This is a genomic window from Hoeflea sp. (assembly GCF_039975035.1).
Taxonomy (GTDB): domain Bacteria; phylum Pseudomonadota; class Alphaproteobacteria; order Rhizobiales; family Rhizobiaceae; genus Hoeflea.
The window spans coordinates 13885-34080 of sequence record NZ_JBDWHW010000184.1; the positions used below are offsets into that span (position 1 = coordinate 13885).

Sequence of the window (20196 nt, forward strand, 5' to 3'; positions counted from 1 at the left end):
CGATTGGCGCGTCAAGCCGATGGCTTGGCGCGCCTTTCCCTGTTGGTGCTGGCCGGTTTCAGCCCGCGCCATTCACCAGAGGCGGTGCCCGTTGATGATTTCATGGGCACGAACCGCAAGCCGCGCCGCCATGGGCGCGAGATTTCCGGCATCGGCAGCGGCCGCGTTTCCGAGCCGGGCACGATCGGCAACCCCGACAAAAATCACCGCAAAACGGAACAGGGCGAAGACCACATGGAAAGGTTCGAGAGCCCCGTCCGATGGTGTGTGGGCGAAATAGCGGTCGATGAACCCGGATTGCGCGGGAATCCCCGATGCGGCCAGATCAAGATCGAGAATGCCGCCATATTCCGCCGATGTCGTGTGCCAGGGAATGCAGCAATAGCCCAGATCCGCGAGCGGATTGCCAAGTGTCGCCAGTTCCCAGTCAAGAATACCGATCACCTCGGCACGCTCGGGATGGAAAATCAGATTGCCGAGCCGGAAGTCGCCGTGGGCGATGGCGACACGGCCATCATCGGCGGGCAGGTTTTCGCGCAACCATGTGCCGACATCAGCGAGATGCGGCACGGTCTCGCCTGTCGACTGCTCAAGCTGGCCAGCCCATCGCGCTATCTGCCGTTCGAAATAATTTCCGGGGCGGCCGAAATCCCCAAGCCCTACCGCTGACGGGTCCACGGCGTGGAGTTTGGCCATGGTATCGGCCATGGCCATGTAGATTTCGCGGCGCTCGAGCGGGGTCTTGCCGGGGAGCGCGGCATTGTGGAACACCCTGCCCTCCAGTCGCTGCATCAGATAGAACGGCGTCCCCAGGATCTGCGCGTCGCTTTCATAGAGCAACGGCGCTGGCACCGGCACGCCGGTGTTCGCGAGGGCCGTTAGGACCCGGTGCTCGCGATCGACGGCGTGCGCACCGCGCAGGATCGGGCCATTGGGCTGCTTGCGCAGCACCATGCGGCGGTCGCCCCAGCCGACGAAATAGGTCGGATTGGATTGCCCCCCGGAGATGCGTTCGAGCGACAGCTTGTCCGCCCCGAAGCGCCCTGTCAGATAGGCCTCGAGAGCAGCGACGCCGAAATCGACAGGACCGGTGATGGCCGCTTCTGATTTTCCAGCCACCTGGATCAGCCTTCCTGTCCGGTCACATCCCAGCGCCAGAAACCGCGATCCTCTTCGCCCAGGTGCCGGTTCAGCACCATCTTGTGCACTTCGTCGGCTCCGTCGACGAGCCGTGCCTGACGGGCGTAGCGATAGATCCATTCCAGAACAGTATCCTTGGAATAGCCGCGACCGCCGTTGATCTGGATGGATACATCGGCTGCCTTGTGCAGCAGGTTTGCAACATGAACCTTGGCCATGGAAACCTCCTTCTTGGCGAAGCGGCCCTGATCGAGCTCCCAGGCGGCCTTCATCACCAGAAGCCGCCCGATCTCGATCTGCATGGCAAGGTCGCCCAGCATCACCTGAACGCTTTCGCGATCGGCGAGACGGACCCCGAAGCCTTCACGCCGTTCGGCGTATTCGCGGGCGATTTCGACGCAGCGCTTGGACAGTCCCAGCCAGCGCATGCAATGGGTCAGCCGCGCCGTGCCGAGGCGGACCTGGGTCACCTTGAGCCCCCGGCCTTCGCCGCCCAGAATGTCGGTGGCCGGCACTTCCATGCCGTCAAATTCGATCTCGCAATGGCCGCCATGCTCTTCGGGCCCCATGATCGGAATCCGGCGGATGATGCGCCAGCCCGGCGTGTCCTTGTGAAACATGAAGGCAGTGAGACCGCGACGCGGATCATCCGACGTCCTTGCCATCAGGATGAAATGACTTGCGCCATCCGCACCGGTGATGAACCATTTGCGCCCGGTGATGCGGTAGATGTCGCCGTCGCGCACCGCATGGGTCATGGTCATTGACGGATCGGAGCCGCTGCCCGGTGCCGGTTCGGTCATGGCGAAGGCGGATCGAACCTCGCCATTGACGATGGGTTCGAGCCAGCGCTGCTTCTGCGCCTCGGTCCCCATTGCCTCCAGCACCATCATGTTGCCGTCGTCCGGCGCGCTCGAATTGAAAACCAGCGGACCAAAGATCGACCGGTTCATCTCCTCGTAACACACCGCCATTCCAACCTTGCCGATCCCGCCGCCACCGGTTTCGGGCTTGAGCTGAAGGCACCACAGGCCTTGCGCCCGGGCTTCCGCACGCAGCTCGTCGAGAAGCTCCAGCCTGATGTTTTCATGATCGTCGTAACTCGCCGGATCGGATTCAAGCGGCAGCACGCGACGCTCGACGAAATCGGCGATGCGACGGCGATAATCTTCGATTTGGGCAGAAATGGTAAAATCCATGATGGGCCTCACAGGGATGAAACGAGATGGCCGCCATCGGCGACGAGTACGGTGCCGGTGATGTAGGTTCCGGCATCGGTGACAAGAAGCAGCAAGGCGCCGTCGAGGTCTTCGGGACGCCCCAGCCGGCGCTGCGGGATGCGCCTGATCAGCGCCTGCCCGGGTTCGGTGGCAAAGAACTCGCGGTTGATATCGGTCTCGATATAGCCGGGACAGAGCGCGTTGACGCGGATATCGTCGCGCGCAAACTCCAGAGCCAGCGCCTTGGTCAGGTGGATCAGTCCGGCCTTGGAGGCGCTGTAGGCGCTGACGCCGCCGCCGGTGCGCAGGCCCAGGATCGAGGCGACATTGACGATGGCTCCGCCGCGGCCCACCGCCTTCAGGGCTCGCGCCACGCCCTGGGCGACCAGAAACGCCCCCTTGAGATTGGTTTCCATGACGGCATCGAATTCGGCTTCGCTGATGTCGAGCGCCCGGCCCGCGCCGCTGATGCCGGCATTGTTGACCAGAATGTCGAAGGGCCGGCCAACCGAGGCCAGCGCTTTCGTCACGGAGGCTGCGTCACTGACATCCATTTCAAGCCCGTGGGCCATGCCGCCAGATGCCGTGATCTCCTCGCAGGCCGCTTTGATCTTCTCCATCCGTCGAGCCGCCAGCGTCACATCCGCGCCGTTGCGCGCCAGAAGCCTGGCGAAATGCAATCCGAGACCGCCGGAGGCTCCGGTAATCAGCGCGGTCCGGCCAGAAAGCGGCAAATCGGTCATGTGGAAATCCTTTTTCGAGCGAGCGCTCGCTTTATTACCGGTTTCGTTCTATCATGCAAGAGAAAACAAGACCTGCACAACCGCTATCGCCCGACTGGACGCCGGAGTTTGAAATTCAAGACCTTCTGCTGGTTTGCAATCCGTCCAGGCGAACGCCCCGGAATTCCAATGTAACTTCCGGGCGGGTGTTGTAGATGGGGGATGTGATGCAAGAGAGTGACCGCGGCCGCCATCGCGCGCAAGCGGTTGAGAACCGGATGGATACTGCACTCCGGAGCCAAACCCGGAGCCACGGGCCGGACGGCATGGAGGAACAATGCAACAGGCTACGGACGTACATTTCGACACGGACTATTCTAACATCGCCCTTTGCAAGCGAATGTACCGCCGTCACGTCGCCACCATAAAGGTGCAGAAGGAGGCTGTCGCGGTGACAAACCTGGTCCGGATCTGCGAGGCGACTTTAAAGCTTGCCAACGAGAAGGGGTTTCACGCAGCGTCGCTGCGGGACCTGTCGCGGGTCTCGGGCATCAGCATGGGCGGACTTTATGCCTATTTCGACAACAAGAACACACTGCTGACGATGATACTGGAGGCGGTCACCTCAAGCGCGATGGAGATCATCGCCGAACCGCCGCCGGCCATCGCTCAAGATCCGCGCCAACATCTGCGCTGGCTGATCGAGCGCCACGTCGCGCTGACCGAGATCATGCAGCCATGGTTTGTCTTCGCCTTCATGGAGGCAAAGAGCTTTCCGCCAGCCAGCAGGCGAACCGCGGTGGAAAGCGAAGCGGCCACCGAAACAGCCATTGCCCGGATACTGCAAAACGGCGTCAGCACCGGCGTCTTTCGCATCGAAGATCCCTCGCTCACCGCAGCACTGGTCAAACCCCTGCTCCAGGACTGGTACGTCAAGCGCGGCAAATATCGAAAACGGAAAATCCCGGCCAGCGCCTACGCCCGCGCCGTCTGCGAATTCGTCGAGACAGGCGTCCTCGACCAGACACCATGACCGGCCGCAACGATCCGGCCTTCAGCACACTGACTTGACCGGCGCCGACCCGGTCAGTTCTAACGGCAACAGATAATTTGCTTCGGAATGGAAAGCTTGGCTGGGGCGCCTGGATTCGAACCAGGGATGCCGATACCAAAAACCGGTGCCTTACCGCTTGGCTACGCCCCAACATTGCCACCGGGTCATTTGACCGGTGTAGTCCGGCACTGCGCCGGAAGCCTCGCGGGGATAGCAAAAGACGCGGCCGATCACAAGCGCGGAAAAAGCCTGTCGCGAAGGATTTTCATCACATCAAAAAACCCGCGCAGGTTCGCACCTGGCGGGTTTTGTTTTCACAGGCGCCGGACCGGTGCGGCCGCGCGGCGCCATATCCGGTTCTAGCGGCGGAACATGCTGGCGATCTGCCAGCCTGCGGGAACCACTGCGGCGGCCAGCGCGGCCTTGATCACATCGGTGATGATGAACGGGCCAACACCCCAGGCGAGCGCCTTTTCCGGGCCGAACGCAAGGGCGATCCAGGCAGCCCCCAGAACAAGGATGATGGCGGCGCCGGCAAGGTTGACAGCGAAAAGCTTGAGCGCGTTGCGATCAAGCCCGTGATCGGCGGCCCAGCCGGTGAGCCCCGCGGCAACCACGAAGCCCGCGAGGTAGCCGCCCGTCGGGCCTGCAAGATAGGCAAGTCCGCCGCCATTGGTGAAGACGGGAAGTCCGAGAGCGCCTTCAAACATGTAGGCAGCCAGTGTCGCCAGAGCCAGTTTGCGGCCGAAGGCGGCGGCAATGATGAAGATCGCAAGGGTCTGAAGCGTTGCCGGAACCGGCCAGAATGGAACAGTGATCTTGCCGGCGACGGCGATCAAGAGGCTGCCGGAGAGCACAAGCGCGCCATAGCTCGCGTAGCGTGCAGCAGCACCTTCCGGAGCAATCGATTGAACGAAGGAGCGGGCGGGGGCGATGGCCATGGATCATTCTCCGGATGGTTTGCGGGAGCGGGGATTCGAAGCCGCGCTTTAAAAACGGTATATTGACTTAGCCGGCTGACAGCAAGACAGTCCGGCCCAAATCAATGGCCATCCACAATCGGCCACCGCAGGGCATCGGCTTTCCCGGCCTGGCTCTTGCGGATCTGAGGCAGTGCAGAGAACGGAAAGATCCATGAGCGAACCCAAATTCGACCAGGCCTTCGAGCCCGCCCACGGCCAGGCGATTGACGTTGCCGAGAATGTGCTGCGCGTCACCGCGCCGAATTCGGGACCGCTGACCTTTCACGGCACCAACAGCTATATTGTCGGACACGACACGCTTGCCGTGATCGATCCGGGGCCGGAGGACGAAAGCCACTGGCGCACCCTGATCGCGGCCATCGCGGGCCGTCCGGTCAGCCATATCTTCGTCACCCACACCCATCGCGACCACTCCCCGCTGGCGGCGCGCCTGAAAGCCGAAACCGGCGCGACCGTGGTCGCCGAAGGACCGCATCGCGCGGCGCGACCGCTGCATGTCGGCGAGATCAATCCGCTCGAGGAAAGCTCCGACATGGACTTCGTTCCCGATATTGCCGCAGCCCACGGCGACATGATCGCCGGCGACGGATGGGTGATCGAAACACTGCACACGCCCGGACATACCGCCAATCACGCCGCGTTCGCGCTTGACGGAACCGGTCTGGTGTTCTCCGGCGATCACGTGATGGCCTGGGCGACGACGATCATCGCGCCGCCGGATGGCGCCATGGGCGATTACATGGCCTCGCTCGACATGCTGGCGGCGCGCGACGACCGCGCCTATCTGGCGGGCCATGGCGGCCGGGTAAACGAACCCAGGCAGTTTGTCCGGGCGCTGAAGACACACCGGCGCATGCGCGAGCGCGCTGTGCTGGGCCGCGTTGAAAAAGGCGACAGGTTGATTGCCGACATGGTCAAGGCGATCTATCGCGATACCGATCCGCGCCTGCATGGCGCTGCGGCCCTGTCGGTGCTGGCGCATCTTGAGGATCTGGTCGGTCGCGGCGAAATCACCACCGACGGCCCGCCCTCGATCAATGGCGAGTATCGCGCCGCCTGATCGGCATCATCATCCGCCGGCGATACCGAGCAATCGCACATCGAGATCCTGCAGGAAGGAGTGGATCAGATCGGCGTTGAGACCAAGGTCATGGTCGCCGTCCCGGGTTGCCACCCGCATGTCGACAAAGGTGGTCTCCTCTTCTTCGACAAGCCGGATGAGAATATCCTGCGGAATGCCCAGGATCAGGGTTTTGGCCTGGTACTGGATAACGGCAAGCGCGGGCAACGGCTCGGGCGATTGATTTTCGATGTCCGGACGTGGAAGCGGAACCGGCGCGCGGGCAGGATCCGCCTCGCCGCTGGATATCGCTGCCGCGTCTGCCGCCTCAGGTGTCGGCTCAAGCCCATCCACCAGGGTATCAACGCCGACATTGTCGACTTCGGCCCATTTGTTGTCGCGGGCTACCGCGCGAACCGCCAGCAGCACCCGGTCGATCGCACCGTCATAGCGCCTGCCGGTGACTTGTGGATAGGCCGCCGATTGCAACGCGCGCCTGGCGGGGTCCTCGGCATTCAGGCGGGGCAGCCAGGACGGCGTGATCACCGGCGATTCAAGCCATTGCGGGGCTTCCACGACATCAGTCGATACATCGTGGATTTTTGGCAGCCGGACATAGCGCTCGGCCGCAAATCCGACCGGGCCAAGAACCATCAAGGCCATCACCATGCCGCCGAAAGCAGCGTGCCCGCCCTTTGCCCCGATATGCCAGAGCATGAAGAAGCCGATGATTGAAAGCCCGAGCACGATGAGCGCCAGAAATGATGCGAGCAGGACAGCGGCGACCGCATTGGGCAGCGCCAGAGCGCCAGCGCGATGCAGCAGCAAGGCCATGAAAGCCAGCAGCAGCATGAACCGGCCCAGTCTGCGTGACCAGCTGGCGGCGATGGAGCGTGGTCGTTGAGGTCGGAAGGGCATGGCTGCGGCCAGGTTTCGGGGACAAATGGCGCGCGGGATGCGCGTCCGGTTGAGGTGGTTTTCATTAACTGCTCCCGGCGGTCCGGGCAAGCGCCACACTTCAGCCATGCTTGGAAGCGATCTTTTCAGGCTGGGGGGCAGATCAACCCGGACAAGTGCCACGTTCCGAAGGAGATCCGCCATGACGACAGACGTCTCAACCACGCCGATGCACGCGCAACACGTGCCTGCCTCCGCACACACCGCTGCCGCCGACCCCGGTGAAACCGCTGGTTTTGCTGAAATTTCGGCGACGCCGATGCCGCTTGATCTTGTCGAGCTTGAGCTGGCGCTTGATCTCAATGACGTCGCCAAGCACGGGTTTTGCGAAGCCGTGCACGAAGCCGCCAAGGCGGTGAAGGGCGAATTCCTTTTCGATTTACCTGCCTCCGGGCTCGCCGACAACGCCCAGCGAATCGCGGTTGTGTGCCTGTCGCGCGACAATGGCGGACGCTTCGGGCTGGTGCTGCTCAGCGCCGACGGCGATCAGGCCCGAACCATCGAGCCTGACGAAACCACGGCCGACCTGGTTCAGTTCGCCAAAGCCTTTGTTGCGGTGCTGGAAAAGCTCTGATTGCCTGGCAAGGCTCTTTCTCATAGTCGCCGCACAGGCTAGTCTCGTCGCCATAACTCAAGCGGCGGGGATGCATGGTGGAACTGACTGAGGAAGACCGCGCGCTTGCGGACGGCCGGCACGGGGCTGCGGCGGCTGATGCCTTTGGACTGGTCTTGCGGTTTGCCGAGGCAGTCAGGGCGCCCCGATTGCTCTCCTGCGCCAGCGCTCATGTTGACGGTTGCCTGTATCATGGACAGGCCAGCTTGGATTTTGTCGAACGCTTTGTCTCGCTCGATGGCCGGGTCATGGTTCCGACAACGCTCAATGTCGGTTCAGTCGACCTTGTTCATCCGGAACTGTTCATCGGCGATCCGGCGGTTGGCACCGCCGGAAAACGGTTGATGGAGGCCCATATCGAGCTCGGGTGCACGCCAAGTTTCACCTGCGCGCCCTATCAGACCCTGCTCAGGCCGAAATTCGGCGAGCAACTGGCCTGGGCCGAATCCAATGCCATCGTGTTCGCCAATTCGGTTATCGGCGCGCGAACCAACCGCTATGGCGATTTCATCGATCTGGCTTGCGCCCTGACCGGCCGGGTGCCCGATTACGGCCTGCACCGCACGGAAAACCGGCGGGCGGGTGTTGTGGTCGAGATTGAAGGGCTTGGCGATGCGGGAGCGGATCAGGCCGGCGGCATCGCCGTGGCTGCAGGTCTGTTTGTCGGCAAGCAATGCGGCGACACCATCGCCGCGATCACCGGGCTGCCGGCTTCGACCACCGAAGACGATCTGAAGGCTTTGGGGGCCGCGGCGGCATCATCGGGGAGCGTGGCGATGTTTCACGCCGTCGGTCTGACCCCGGAGGCGCCGGACCTTCAAACGGCAACTGGCGGAGCAGATGTGCCGGTGGTGGCGCGACTGGGACCGGAGGATATCTCCGGCATTCTGGCCAGCCTCAGCACGGTCACCGATGGCACGCCACTGACCGCAGTGGCGCTGGGGACACCGCATTTCTCGCTTTCCGAGTTCGACCGGCTGATGCCGATGCTCGATCTGGCGCCGTTTGCGGTGCCGATCTATGTCAACACCGGGCGGCATGAGTGGGAAAGGCTGAGCGCCGACGGGCGCGTTCAAAGGCTGGAAACGGCGGGGGTCACGGTGGTGGTCGATACCTGTACCTATGTGACATCAATCATCCGGGATCTTTCGGGTGCAGTCATGACCAATTCAGGCAAATGGGCCTATTACGCGCCGGGCAATCTCGGCATCGATGTCGCCTTCGGGACGCTGGCAGATACGCTGATGTCGGCCAAGGCCGGACGGGTGGTGCGGGCATGAGCGCGCGCAGTCTGGTTCATGGCCATACCGCGGGGCCTGTGTTGAAACTTGACGATCCACTAAGTTTCTGGGGCGGATTCGACAGCGCCAGCGGCAAGGTGATCGACCGGTTTCATCCGCAACACGGCGCCTGCCTCAGCAGCGCTATCGTGTTCATCGAACGCGGACGCGGATCATCATCTGGTGCATCGGTGCTGGCTGAGGCGATCCGGCTCGGTACCGCACCTGCAGCGATCATCCTGCTCGATGAAGACGCCATCATCACCACGGGCGCGCTTGTGGCGCAGATGCTTTACGGGATCGATTGTCCGGTGGTCGCGATCAGAGATCAGACGGAGTGGCAAAAGCTTTCGGCCCTGCCCCGGATGGTGGTTGAATCCGGGGCAGAGTCGGTTGTCATTACTCCGCAGCCATGATCGCGGCAGAAGCTGTCTGCTGGCTTGCAACTGATCGCAGCACAAGCTGGGTCAGCGCCGCGCCGGTGATCATCGATGCGAGAGCCAGAAGCGACGAGACCGCCAGCACCGAGCCGCCGGTCAGACCGGCGCCGATGGTGCAGCCAACGGCGAGAATGCCGCCAAAACCCATCAGCACCGAGCCCGCTGCATAACGCCAGATCGACGGCACGCCCGGTTCCGAAAAGGTGGCGATGCGGAACTCTCCCGAAACCACAGCGGCAACGAACGCGCCCATGACAGCGCCCAGAAGGACGCCCTGGTCGAGCCCGGCAAACCCACTCTGAAGCGCCAGTTCGCCGGTGGTGGCAAGCGGACGGATGAAGGACAGACTTTCGGCCTGGATCGGCTCGAACACCTGCGTCGAAAGCTGCCAGGTGAAGTACCAGCCGGCGGCGATAGTGAGACCGATCATCGTTCCGCCAAAAAAACGCCAGGCAGACACGCGCGCCTTCAATGCGAAGCCGAGCGCAATCGCGGCCAGAATAATGCCGAGCGTGATGCCCGCCCAACGCTCAAGGCCTGCGTGGACCAGAAGATCGTTGCCGCCAATCGCCGCGGTGCTCCAGACCCCGCCAATACCGTCGCGCAACGGCACCAGAATGCCGCTGTAGGTGGCAAGCGCGGTCACGGCGACAATCGCGATTGAAAACACGCCGCGCAGATTGCCCGAGGCGCCGAGCACCAGCAGACGGGACACGCAGCCGCGCGTCAGCACCATGCCGACACCGAACAGGAGACCACCGACGAGTGCGCCCGACAGGCTCTGCGCTGTCGAGAAGAAGCGGGTCTCGGCAACATCAATGAGGTCCGCGCCGAGAAGCGCCTGCACCGCAAGGATGGCGGCGGCAAAACCTGCAGCCCAGGTCGCCAGCGGCTTGAGATCGCTCTCGCCCATCGCCGAGAGCACGGCGGAACGCGTGCAATAGCGGCTGCGCTGGGCGAACACGCCAAATGCCAGGCCAAGAATGAGGCCGCCAACAAGTGCTGTTTGCGGCTCGCCGACAAGTTCGATCAGTGGGACGAGGTCCATTGCATCAATCTCCATGGAATGTATCTGCAAAATACAATGCATGGAGACAGATGAGAGGGTCCGGACTTACAGCCCGGACGCCGTGTCTGGTTTATTCTTCTCAAGAAGACCGGAATGTTGGAACCAGAATCCTCAACGCAGATTTGCCTTCTCCCTGAGGCGCTTCTCAGGCGGTGCGGGTTTTCTCGATGGCCGCCTGTGCCGCCGCCAGCCGGGCGATCGGCACCCGGAACGGCGAGCAGCTGACATAGTCAAGCCCGATCGAATCGCAGAACTTCACCGAAGCCGGGTCGCCGCCGTGTTCTCCGCAGATGCCGAGCTTGATATCGGGGCGAACCGCCCTGCCCTTGTCCGACGCTATGCGAACCAGTTCGCCCACACCGTCAATATCGAGAGTGACGAAAGGATCGTGCTCGATGATGCCCTTTTGCTGATAGGTCATCAGGAAGGAGGCCGCGTCGTCGCGCGAAATGCCGAAAGTGGTCTGGGTCAGGTCATTGGTGCCGAAGGAGAAGAATTCGGCCACCTCGGCAATCGCATGGGCGCGAATGGCGGCGCGCGGCAGTTCGATCATGGTGCCGACGAGATAGGTGATGTCGACACCGGCCTCGCCGATCACTTCGCGCGCCACGGCATCGATCCGCGCCTTGACAAAATCCAGCTCCTCGCGAAGACCGACCAGCGGCACCATGATTTCCGGCACAACCGGCGCACCGGTGGATTTGGCCGCTTCGACGGCGGCCTCGAAGATGGCGCGAGCCTGCATTTCGGCAATTTCCGGATAGGAGATGGCCAGACGGCAGCCGCGATGGCCGAGCATCGGATTGAACTCGTGCAACTCGTCAACGCGCTGACTGAGCTTTTCGACCGAAACCCCGATGACGCCGGCCACTTCGGCAATCTCTTGCTCGGTCTTGGGCAGAAATTCGTGCAGCGGCGGATCGAGCAGACGGATGGTGACCGGCAGGCCCTTCATGATTTCGAACAACTCGATGAAATCCGACCGCTGCATCGGCAACAGCTTTGCAAGCGCGGCGCGGCGGCCCACTTCGGAACCGGCCAGAATCATCTCGCGCATGGTGGTGATGCGGTCATCATCAAAGAACATGTGCTCGGTGCGGCACAGGCCGATTCCTTCAGCGCCATAGGACCGCGCCGCGCGCGCGTCCGCCGGTGTTTCGGCGTTGGTCCTGACTTTCATGCGCCGGGTCTCGTCGGCCCATTTCATGATCAGGCCGAAATCGCCTGACAATTCGGGCTGCAGCATCGGCACGGCGCCCTTGAGCACCTGGCCGGTCGAGCCATCGAGGGTGATGACATCGCCGGCCTTCAGCGTGGTCCCGAGCGAGACCAGCGTGCCGTTGCGCGCGTCAATGCGCAATCCGCCCGCGCCGGAGACACAAGGCGTTCCCATGCCGCGCGCCACAACAGCGGCGTGGCTGGTCATGCCGCCGCGCGACGTGAGGATCCCTTCGGCCGCATGCATGCCGTGAATGTCTTCCGGGCTGGTCTCCACCCGCACCAGAATGACCTTGCGGCCGGTCTTGGCCGCTTCCACAGCCTCATCCGACGTGAACACAATCTCGCCAGTGGCAGCGCCAGGAGACGCAGGCAGACCCGAGCCGATGATGTCGCGGCTTGCGTGCGGATCGATTGTCGGATGCAGCAATTGGTCGAGCGAGGCCGGATCAATGCGCATGACCGCTTCCTCGTTCGAAATCAGTCCTTCAGCGGCCATATCAACGGCAACCTTGAGCGCCGCCTTGGCGGTGCGCTTGCCGGATCTGGTCTGCAGCATCCACAGCTTTCCCGCCTGGATGGTGAACTCGAGATCCTGCATGTCGCGATAATGGCGCTCGAGCCGGTCGCAGATGGCGAGAAATTCGTCAAACGCCTCCGGCATCAGCTTTTCGAGCGAAGGGCGATCAGAGCCCGCGGCGACCCGTGCGGTTTCGGTAATGGATTGCGGCGTGCGGATGCCGGCCACGACATCCTCGCCCTGGGCATTGACGAGGAATTCGCCATAGAGTTCCCTGGCGCCGGTCGACGGATTGCGGGTGAAGGCAACACCGGTTGCGGACTGATCGCCGAGGTTGCCGAACACCATGGCCTGGACATTGACCGCGGTGCCCCAGGAGGCCGGGATGTCATGCAGTTGCCGGTAGGTGATGGCGCGGGCGTTCATCCAACTGGCAAACACCGCGCTGATCGCGCCCCAGAGCTGCTGCTGCGGATCCTGCGGGAACGGAACGCCCAGCTCTTCCTCGATGATCGCCATGTAGCGGGCAATGATCTCGCGCCATTCGGCAGCCGACAGATCGGTATCGAGCTCATGGCCCAGCCGGGCCTTCTCGTCTTCGAGAATTTCCTCGAAAACCTCATGATCGAGCCCCATGACCACATCGCCATACATCTGGATAAAGCGGCGGTAGCTGTCGAAGGCGAAACGTTCGTCGCCTGAATCGCGGGCGACGGCGAGAACCGTTTCGTCGTTGAGGCCAAGATTGAGCACGGTATCGAGCATGCCGGGCATCGAGGTGCGGGCGCCGGAACGAACCGAAAGCAACAGCGGCTTGTCCGGATCGCCGAATGTGCGTCCAGCAATGGTTCCGACCTTGGCCAGTGCGTCGATGACGGCACTCTCGAGCCCGTCGGGCATTTTACTGCCATTGTCATAGTACCAGACGCAGGCGTCCGTGGTGATTGTCAGTCCCGGTGGAACCGGCAGGCCGAGATTGCACATCTCCGCCAGGTTCGCACCCTTGCCTCCCAGCAAATTCCTGTCCGCAGCCGAGCCTTCCGCCTGGCCGTCCCCGAAAGTGTAGACCCATTTCGTCATGCAATTCTTCTCCGCGCCACCCGCCGGAAAGAATGAACCCGACCGGCCATGGCGCAAGGCTTATGCGGTGCGCGGCGGAAAGGTCAACCCCGCCGCTGGCCCAGGCTACGCCTATATCGATTGAAACCCAGTCAATGACTTATGCAAATTCCGCCGGCTCCGGTTTTTACCGATTGCAACCGCGCGCCGCGAGGTCGCCTCGACTGTCACGGCGCATCACCAGAAGCAACGCAAAGTGATTGTTATGAGAGCATAATCGCTGTCGATACACGATGAAACATATGGACCCGGTTGGCGTGGCGCTTTAACAGGATTATAAAATCCGGCCGTCCCATGGGCTCGCGGCGGAGAACAACAGCTGTTTGAGCCCGAGGACCGCTACCACCATGTCATCCGCAAGCCGCGAACCCGTCCGTTTTGTCGATCTGGCCGCTCAGCAGGCGCGTATCCGCGACCGCGTCGATACCGCGATCGCAAGGGTGCTGGATCATGGGCAGTATATCATGGGCCCCGAGGTCGCAGAGCTTGAGATCCAATTGTCGGCCCATTGCGGTGCGCAACATTCCATCGCCTGTTCCTCGGGCACCGATGCGCTGGCGATGGTGCTGATGGCCAAGAATGTGCGTCCGGGACAGGCAATCTTCTGCCCGGCATTCACCTTCGTCGCCACCGCCGAAGTGGTGGCCTGGCTTGGCGCGCATATCTGGTTCGTCGATGTCGACGCGGACACCTTCAACATGGATCCGGACTCGCTGGAAACGGCCATTGCCAGCGCGCGTGACGCCGGGCACGAACCGGTCGGCGTCATCCCGGTCGATCTTTTCGGAATTCCGGCCGATTATGATTCGGTGTCGAAAATAGCCGCGCGCGAGGGGCTGTGGGTGCTGGGCGACGGTGCACAGGCCTATGGCGCGCGCTATCACAACCGCCGGGTCGGCACGCTGGCGATGGCGACAGCCACCAGCTTCTTTCCGGCCAAGCCGCTTGGCGCCTATGGCGATGGCGGCGCGATCTTCACCGATGACGCCGAACTTGCCGAGACGCTGCGCTCGATCCTGTTTCACGGCAAGGGCACCAGCCAGTACGACAATGTCCGCATCGGCATGACCGGCCGGATCGACACGATGCAGGCGGCGATCCTGATCGAGAAACTCAGGATTTTCGACGACGAGATCGAAGCGCGCAACCGCATAGCGACGCGCTACTCGGCCCTGCTCAAGGAGCATGTCACCATCCCGGCGGTACCTGACGGGCTGCAATCGGTGTGGGCGCAATATACGGTCAAGCTGCCCGACGGCACCGATCGTGCCGCAATCCAGGCGCACATGAAAGATCTCGGCGTGCCGAGCGCGGTCTATTACGCCAAGCCGCTGCACCGCCAGGATGCCTACAGCCACTATGGGGTGGCAGGGGGTGAATTGCCGGTGACCGATATGCTGTCTGGCTGTGTGCTGAGCCTGCCGATGCATCCCTATCTGGACGAGGAAACCCAGGACCGGGTGACGGGCGCGCTGATTTCGGCGCTGTGAGAGCTTGAACCTACGCCACTCGGGCTGTTAGCGTGGAGCTCAACCCCGGAGGCGGCAATGACCGGCAACCTCTCATCACTGTTGTGGGCGAGGCCTGTAAAACGTTTTACAGCGACCCTTGCCGCCTTGTTGTTCGTTCCCGCTTCACCTGTCTTTTCCGAAGCTTCTGATTACGAGGTCGACGGCCTGTTGCTTCCACAAAACGCGAGGCCAGCGGTTGATGATATATCGCCTTTTGCCGGGACCTGGATTGGAAGATGGGACGGTGTCCTCAAGACCATACTTATCGTTGAGTCCGTGGCCGAAAACGGCGAGGCAAAGGTAATTTACTCGATCGCCGACAATCCAAGCGCCGGTTTCGAGCGCGCGTGGTTCAGGCTCGATGCCATGGTCAACGGCAGCGACATGGTGATCAGCGGCTCTGGCTTTAGCCTGGGCGTCAAGGCTTCGCCAACCGGCCGGTTACGGGCGGTCTTTGGTGACGGCATCAGCTTCGCTATCTTGTCCCGGCGCGAACTGGCATCGCTCATCCAGCCCGGCGCCCAAATCGAGTGGGAACTTGGCACCAGCGAGATGGTTCGTACAGAACTTTTCGAAGATGGGAAACCGATAGACCTCGAGATCGTAATGATCAGGCCTGAAGGAGACGGTCCTTTCCCATTGGCAGTGGTCAACCACGGCTCAACAGGGACCGGAACCAACACTCAAGCGTTCCTGGATACCTGGACAAATGAGTGGTTCGCCGATGTCTTGAACCAATTCGGCTGGATCGTCGCCTTTCCGCAGCGGCGTGGGAGAGGAAAATCCCACGGTTTGTATGACGAAGGTTTCGGGACAAATCGGTCGCTAGGCTACACATGCGATACCGAACCGTCACTGGGTGGCGCTGACCGCGCGCTTGAAGATCTGCACGCCGCAATCCTTTCCCTGCGCCAGAGACCTGATGTTGGTGACGAGCCTGTACTCGTTGCCGGACAATCTCGCGGAGGCATTCTCTCCGTTGCTTATGCCGGATTCCATCCTGAGATGACTGGCGGAGTGATCAATTTTGCTGGCGGCTGGATGGGCGAGTTCTGCAAGACTGCCGGGACGATCAATCAGACGCTTGCGCGCAAAGGCGCTGGATTCAAACGCCCAATGCTGTGGATATATGGGCATGATGATGTGTATTACTCCATCGCCCACAGCCGTAAGACCTTCGAGGCTTTCATTCAGGCCGGTGGCTCTGGAAGATTCGAAGAGGTGACTGTTCGCGGCGAGAACAATGGTCACTGGGCAATGGCGATACCGCCGCTGTGGTCGACCCATGTCGAACGCTACCTGGCGGACATGGCCGAGGCAGCAAATTAGAGCGCCCCACCTCACCCCGCATCCCGCAACTGTTCGGCGGTCTGCAAATCCACAGAGACCAGCTGGCTGACGCCCTGCTCGGCCATGGTGACGCCGAACAGGCGGTTCATGCGGGCCATGGTGATCGGGTTGTGGGTGATGATGACGAAGCGGGTCTCGGTGGAAGCGGACATTTCGTCCATCAGGTTGCAAAAACGCTCGACATTGTGATCGTCGAGCGGTGCATCGACCTCGTCGAGCACGCAGATCGGCGCCGGATTGGTCAAGAACACCGCGAAAATCAGCGCCATGGCGGTCAGCGCCTGCTCGCCGCCCGAAAGCAGTGTCATGGTCTGCGGCTTCTTGCCGGGCGGACGGGCGAGAATTTCGAGACCAGCTTCCAGCGGATCGTCGGATTCAATCAGCTGCAGTTCCGCCGTGCCGCCGCCGAACAGGTGGGTAAACAGCCGCTGGAACTGTTCGTTGACGACATCGAAGGCAACCAGCAGGCGTTCACGGCCTTCCTTGTTGAGGCTTTGAATGCCGGCGCGCAATTTCTTGATCGCGTCGATGATGTCTTCACGCTCGGTGATAATGGTGTTGAGCCGGTCGGAAAGCTCGGTCTGCTCTTCCTCGGCGCGCAAATTGACCGCCCCAAGCCGTTCACGCTCGATCTTGAGCCGCTCCAGGTTGCGCTCGACCTGGGCCGGATCCGGCATCGGTGCATCCGCGGTCAGGCCGGTCAGGCGCAAGGCGTGGTGAGGTTCGCAGTTCAGCGCCTCGCGGATGCGGGCCTCGCCCTCTTCCCGGCGCTGTCTTGCCGCCATCAGCCTTTCCTCGGCGCGGCCGCGCGCCTCGCGGCCCTGCGACAGGGCGCCAATCGCCTCGGTGGCGAGCTTGTCGGCCTCGCGCGAGCGGGCTTCGGAGACCGCAAGTGCGTCGGCTGCTTCCCGGCGGCGCTTTTCCGCCTCGCTCAGCTGGCTCATCAACTGGCGGCGACGGGCGGCAACCTCGTCGGGCGCATCGGCAATGCCCGAGGCTTCTGTGGCGGTCTCGTCGGCGCGGGCGCTAAGTGCAGCAAGGTGGCTTTCGGCATTGGCGGCACGCTCAATCCAGTTCTCGCGTTCGGCGCCGATGGCGGCAAGCCGGCGGGCACGGGCGGCGTTTTCGCGCTCCAGCCCCTCATGCGCTGCTCTAGCTTCGGCGAGCGCGCCGCGGTCGGTGGCAACTTCGGCATTGACCTGGGTTAACGCGGCGTCGAGCTCAATGAGATCGGGACTGGCCTTGTGCGCTTCCGTCGCCTGATCCAGCGCGGAGACGGTTTCGGCAAGCTGCGCGCCGATCTGGGCGCGCGATTCCGTCAACACCGCACGGCGGTTGGAGAGTTCGCCCGACGCACGTTCGGCGCTGGCCAGTTCATCACGGGCGCGACTGACATTGCGGCTGGCGTCGCGGATAAGGTCGCGCGCGGTACGGCCCTCGACCACACGAGCGGCAACCGCGGCTTCGCTGCCGGTCAGCGCTTCCTCGGTCTGGCGCAACACTCTGGTGGCTTCCACCGCTTCTGCGTCAAGTTCGGCCAGGCGGTTTTTCTGCTCTAGCCGCAGTGCCGCTGGCGTCGGCGCATCTGCGGAGGCGACATAGCCATCCCACCTGAAAATCGCGCCGTCGCGGGTGACCAGCCGCTGGCCGGGCTTGAGCGAGGCGTGCAGCGAGCGGCCATGCTCGGCATCGGCGACAAGCCCGATCTGGGCCAGGCGGCGGGCAAGTTCGTCGGGCGCCCGGACATGGGTCGAGAGCGGCGTTACCCCATCGGGGAGGACGGGATCCTGTCCATCGACAGGCATTCTGGCCCAATGGGCAGGAGCGGCCGGATCGAGCGGCAGGTCGAGATCGTCGCCGAGGGCGGCGCCCAGTGCGGTTTCATAGCCGCGATCGACCTTGATCTTTTCGACCACCGGGGGAAACAGGTCGGAACCCTGTCCGGCATTGAGCATGCGGGCGATGGTTTTGGCTTCGGTCTCGATGGCGTTGAGCCTGGCCTTGGCCTCGGTCACCGGCCGCCGCGCGGCGGCTTCTGCTTCACGCGCTGCTTCGAGAGCGGTTTCAATCCGCACCAGCGCGGCTTCAGCATCCTGCAAGGCCGCTTCCGCAGCCTCGGCCTCGCTGCGCTTGGCGGCGGGATCGGGAAGACCAGCAATGCGCTCGGCAATACCCGCGAGATCGGCGTCCTGGCTGGCGATCTGCCGCTCCAGCCGGGCTTTGCGTTCGCCCGCCTCGCGGATCAGCCGATCAAGCTGGGTGCGTTCGGCGGCGGCCTCGGCGCGTTCGGCGGTGACAATACCGAGCGAAGCCTCGGTTTCGGTGAGCTTGGCCTGAGCCGCCTCGAACGCCAGCTTCAACGCAGCCGAACGGTCGCCGCTGCCTTCAAGCGCCAGTTTCAGCTCGGCCTCTTCTTCCAAAAGCCGCTGCATGATCCCGGCATTGTCGGCGATCAGGCGTTCTTCACGCTCGATGTCGGTCTTGAGCTGCGCCAGACGACGATCAAGCTCCTCGCGGCGGCGCGTGACCCGCTCGGCTTCCTCGTCGATCTGGGTGCGGGCAATCTGCAGCCGTTGCAGGGCTGCAGCGGCAGCAGCCTCGGCATCGCGCAGTTCCGGCAGTTTGAGCGCGACAATGGCCTGGGTCTTGGCGGCCTCCATCTGCGCCTGCGCCAGTTCGGCAACATGCGACGTGGCCTGGGCGAGCGCGCTTTCGGCCTCGCCTTCCTGGCCCTTGGCGAGCGTCCAGCGCAGATGCAGCAGCGTAGCCTCGGCCTGACGAACCTCCGCGGACAGGGTCTTGAACCGGTTGGCCTGCCGTGCCTGGCGCTTGAGGCTTTCAACCTGGGATTCGAGCTCGGATGTCACGTCATCGAGGCGCTCGAGATTGGTTTCGGCGGCGCGCAGTCTGAGTTCCGCCTCATGGCGGCGCGAATGCAGCCCGGAAATGCCGGCGGCCTCTTCGAGCAATTGCCGGCGCGCCTGCGGCTTGGCCTGAATCAGTTCTCCGATGCGCCCCTGCCCCACCATCGAGGGCGAGCGGGCGCCGGTGGAGGCATCGGCAAACAGCAGCTGCACATCCTTGGCGCGGGCTTCCTTGCCGTTGATGCGGTAGACAGATCCGGATTCGCGCTCGATGCGGCGGGTGACCTGGATCTCGTCGGAATCATTGAACGCGGCGGGCGCGGTGCGGTCGGAATTGTCGAGGTACAGGCCGACTTCGGCGGTGTTGCGGGCAGGCCGGTTGCCCGAACCGGAGAAGATCACATCGTCCATGCCCGAGGCGCGCATGTTCTTGTAGGAGTTTTCGCCCATCACCCAGCGCATTGCTTCGACAAGATTGGACTTGCCGCACCCATTGGGGCCCACGACGCCCGTCAGCCCGCGCTCGATGAAGAATTCCGTCGGCTCGACGAAGGACTTGAAACCCAGGACACGGAGCTTGTTGAACTTCATGACCGGTCCACCCGGTCATGCGGAGGCATCGGCACACTGATGCCACTTCCGCGAAGTGTTCGCGGAAGGCCGGTGTTTTCTGCCCGCTTAGAGCAGCGGGTCGATGATCGCCGACATGATGTCAATCGACATATTCCCCGGATACCGCTTGCCGTTGATGATGAAGGTTGGCGTGGATTGCACCCCAAATTCGTCCGCGGCCTTGGTTCTGACAGCATTCACATCGTCCAGAAGCTTCTGGTTCGTCAAGCAAGCTTCGAAGGACTCCTGTGTAAAACCCGCCAAACGGGCGATTTGAAGCAAGGCTTCGCGTCCGTCGGAGGCTGTCGCCCAGGTCCGCTGCTGCTTGAACAGGACATCGACCATCGGAAAGAACTGTGGTTCAGGCGCGCAACGCGCCAGCATGATGGCGGCTGCAGCGCGCGGATCGAACGGAAACTCGCGCAGGATGAAGCGCACCTTGCCGGTGTCGATGTATTTTTCCT

The 20196-nt window shown here is 62.7% G+C and carries 16 protein-coding genes and 1 tRNA gene; 7 read left to right on the forward strand and 10 right to left on the reverse strand.

The window, feature by feature from the left end; all coding sequences use genetic code 11:
* Nucleotides 1-72 precede the first annotated feature (72 nt).
* The 3 genes from ABJN75_RS16425 to ABJN75_RS16435 are packed head-to-tail and all read right to left on the reverse strand — an operon-like array spanning nt 73 to nt 3103.
* Entirely contained in the window at nt 73-1119 is a 1047-nt protein-coding gene (locus tag ABJN75_RS16425; RefSeq protein WP_348440655.1) for a phosphotransferase family protein, read from the reverse strand.
* A gap of 5 nt (nt 1120-1124) precedes the next feature.
* The gene (locus ABJN75_RS16430) at nt 1125-2339 is read right to left on the reverse strand and encodes an acyl-CoA dehydrogenase family protein (RefSeq protein WP_348440656.1); all 1215 of its coding nucleotides are present in this window, start codon (nt 2337-2339) and stop codon (nt 1125-1127) included.
* An 8-nt stretch (nt 2340-2347) separates the two neighbouring features.
* Nucleotides 2348-3103: a glucose 1-dehydrogenase gene (locus ABJN75_RS16435; protein WP_348440657.1), complete on the reverse strand. Its 756-nt coding sequence runs from the start codon at nt 3101-3103 to the stop codon at nt 2348-2350.
* A 316-nt stretch (nt 3104-3419) separates the two neighbouring features.
* Between ABJN75_RS16435 and ABJN75_RS16440 the strand changes: the two genes are divergently transcribed.
* Nucleotides 3420-4115, forward strand: a complete 696-nt coding sequence (locus tag ABJN75_RS16440) for a TetR/AcrR family transcriptional regulator (protein WP_348440658.1) — start codon at nt 3420-3422, stop codon at nt 4113-4115.
* Between the two features lie 97 nt (nt 4116-4212).
* Here the strand turns inward: ABJN75_RS16440 and ABJN75_RS16445 are convergent.
* Nucleotides 4213-4286, reverse strand: a tRNA-Gln gene (locus ABJN75_RS16445).
* A 209-nt stretch (nt 4287-4495) separates the two neighbouring features.
* The gene (locus tag ABJN75_RS16450; RefSeq protein ID WP_348440659.1) at nt 4496-5077 is read right to left on the reverse strand and encodes a biotin transporter BioY; all 582 of its coding nucleotides are present in this window, start codon (nt 5075-5077) and stop codon (nt 4496-4498) included.
* A 193-nt stretch (nt 5078-5270) separates the two neighbouring features.
* Here ABJN75_RS16450 and ABJN75_RS16455 point away from each other — a divergent pair, with 193 nt between their 5' ends.
* Nucleotides 5271-6179, forward strand: a complete 909-nt coding sequence (locus ABJN75_RS16455) for an MBL fold metallo-hydrolase (protein WP_348440660.1) — start codon at nt 5271-5273, stop codon at nt 6177-6179.
* 9 nt (nt 6180-6188) lie between these two features.
* Here ABJN75_RS16455 and ABJN75_RS16460 read toward each other — a convergent pair whose 3' ends face one another.
* The gene (locus ABJN75_RS16460) at nt 6189-7097 is read right to left on the reverse strand and encodes a DUF1499 domain-containing protein (RefSeq protein ID WP_348440661.1); all 909 of its coding nucleotides are present in this window, start codon (nt 7095-7097) and stop codon (nt 6189-6191) included.
* A gap of 181 nt (nt 7098-7278) precedes the next feature.
* Between ABJN75_RS16460 and ABJN75_RS16465 the strand changes: the two genes are divergently transcribed.
* The 3 genes from ABJN75_RS16465 (at nt 7279) to ABJN75_RS16475 (ending at nt 9445) form a co-directional block, all read left to right on the forward strand.
* Nucleotides 7279-7710, forward strand: coding sequence for a hypothetical protein (locus ABJN75_RS16465; protein ID WP_348440662.1), 432 nt, complete (start codon nt 7279-7281; stop codon nt 7708-7710).
* 74 nt (nt 7711-7784) lie between these two features.
* Nucleotides 7785-9029: an aconitase X catalytic domain-containing protein gene (locus ABJN75_RS16470; RefSeq protein ID WP_348440663.1), complete on the forward strand. Its 1245-nt coding sequence runs from the start codon at nt 7785-7787 to the stop codon at nt 9027-9029.
* Nucleotides 9026-9445 (forward strand): DUF126 domain-containing protein, encoded by a 420-nt coding sequence (locus ABJN75_RS16475; RefSeq protein WP_348440664.1) that lies wholly within the window; start codon nt 9026-9028, stop codon nt 9443-9445. The genes ABJN75_RS16470 and ABJN75_RS16475 overlap by 4 nt, the downstream gene beginning before the upstream one ends.
* Here the strand turns inward: ABJN75_RS16475 and ABJN75_RS16480 are convergent.
* Both ABJN75_RS16480 and ppdK read right to left on the reverse strand, forming a co-directional pair.
* A complete protein-coding gene (locus ABJN75_RS16480) occupies nt 9429-10517 on the reverse strand; it encodes a YeeE/YedE family protein (RefSeq protein ID WP_348440665.1) in 1089 nt (362 codons plus the stop codon). The genes ABJN75_RS16475 and ABJN75_RS16480 overlap by 17 nt on opposite strands.
* Nucleotides 10518-10683: 166 nt before the next feature.
* Nucleotides 10684-13356 carry a pyruvate, phosphate dikinase gene (gene ppdK, locus ABJN75_RS16485; RefSeq protein WP_348440666.1) on the reverse strand — a complete coding sequence of 891 codons (2673 nt, stop codon included), beginning with the start codon at nt 13354-13356 and terminating at the stop codon, nt 10684-10686.
* A 386-nt stretch (nt 13357-13742) separates the two neighbouring features.
* Between ppdK and ABJN75_RS16490 the strand changes: the two genes are divergently transcribed.
* Together ABJN75_RS16490 and ABJN75_RS16495 are read left to right on the forward strand one after the other, a co-directional pair.
* On the forward strand, nt 13743-14885 hold the full coding sequence (locus tag ABJN75_RS16490; protein WP_348440667.1) for a DegT/DnrJ/EryC1/StrS aminotransferase family protein: 1143 nt from the start codon (nt 13743-13745) through the stop codon (nt 14883-14885).
* Between the two features lie 57 nt (nt 14886-14942).
* Nucleotides 14943-16235, forward strand: coding sequence for a hypothetical protein (locus ABJN75_RS16495; protein ID WP_348440668.1), 1293 nt, complete (start codon nt 14943-14945; stop codon nt 16233-16235).
* Nucleotides 16236-16246: 11 nt separating this feature from the next.
* On the opposite strand, the gene smc is transcribed toward ABJN75_RS16495, so the two are convergent.
* Together smc and ABJN75_RS16505 are read right to left on the reverse strand one after the other, a co-directional pair.
* Entirely contained in the window at nt 16247-19711 is a 3465-nt protein-coding gene (gene smc / locus ABJN75_RS16500; RefSeq protein WP_348440669.1) for a chromosome segregation protein SMC, read from the reverse strand.
* Between the two features lie 87 nt (nt 19712-19798).
* Nucleotides 19799-20196, reverse strand: a 398-nt coding sequence (locus ABJN75_RS16505; protein WP_348440670.1) for a thioredoxin domain-containing protein, incomplete at its 5' end; no start/stop codon positions are given.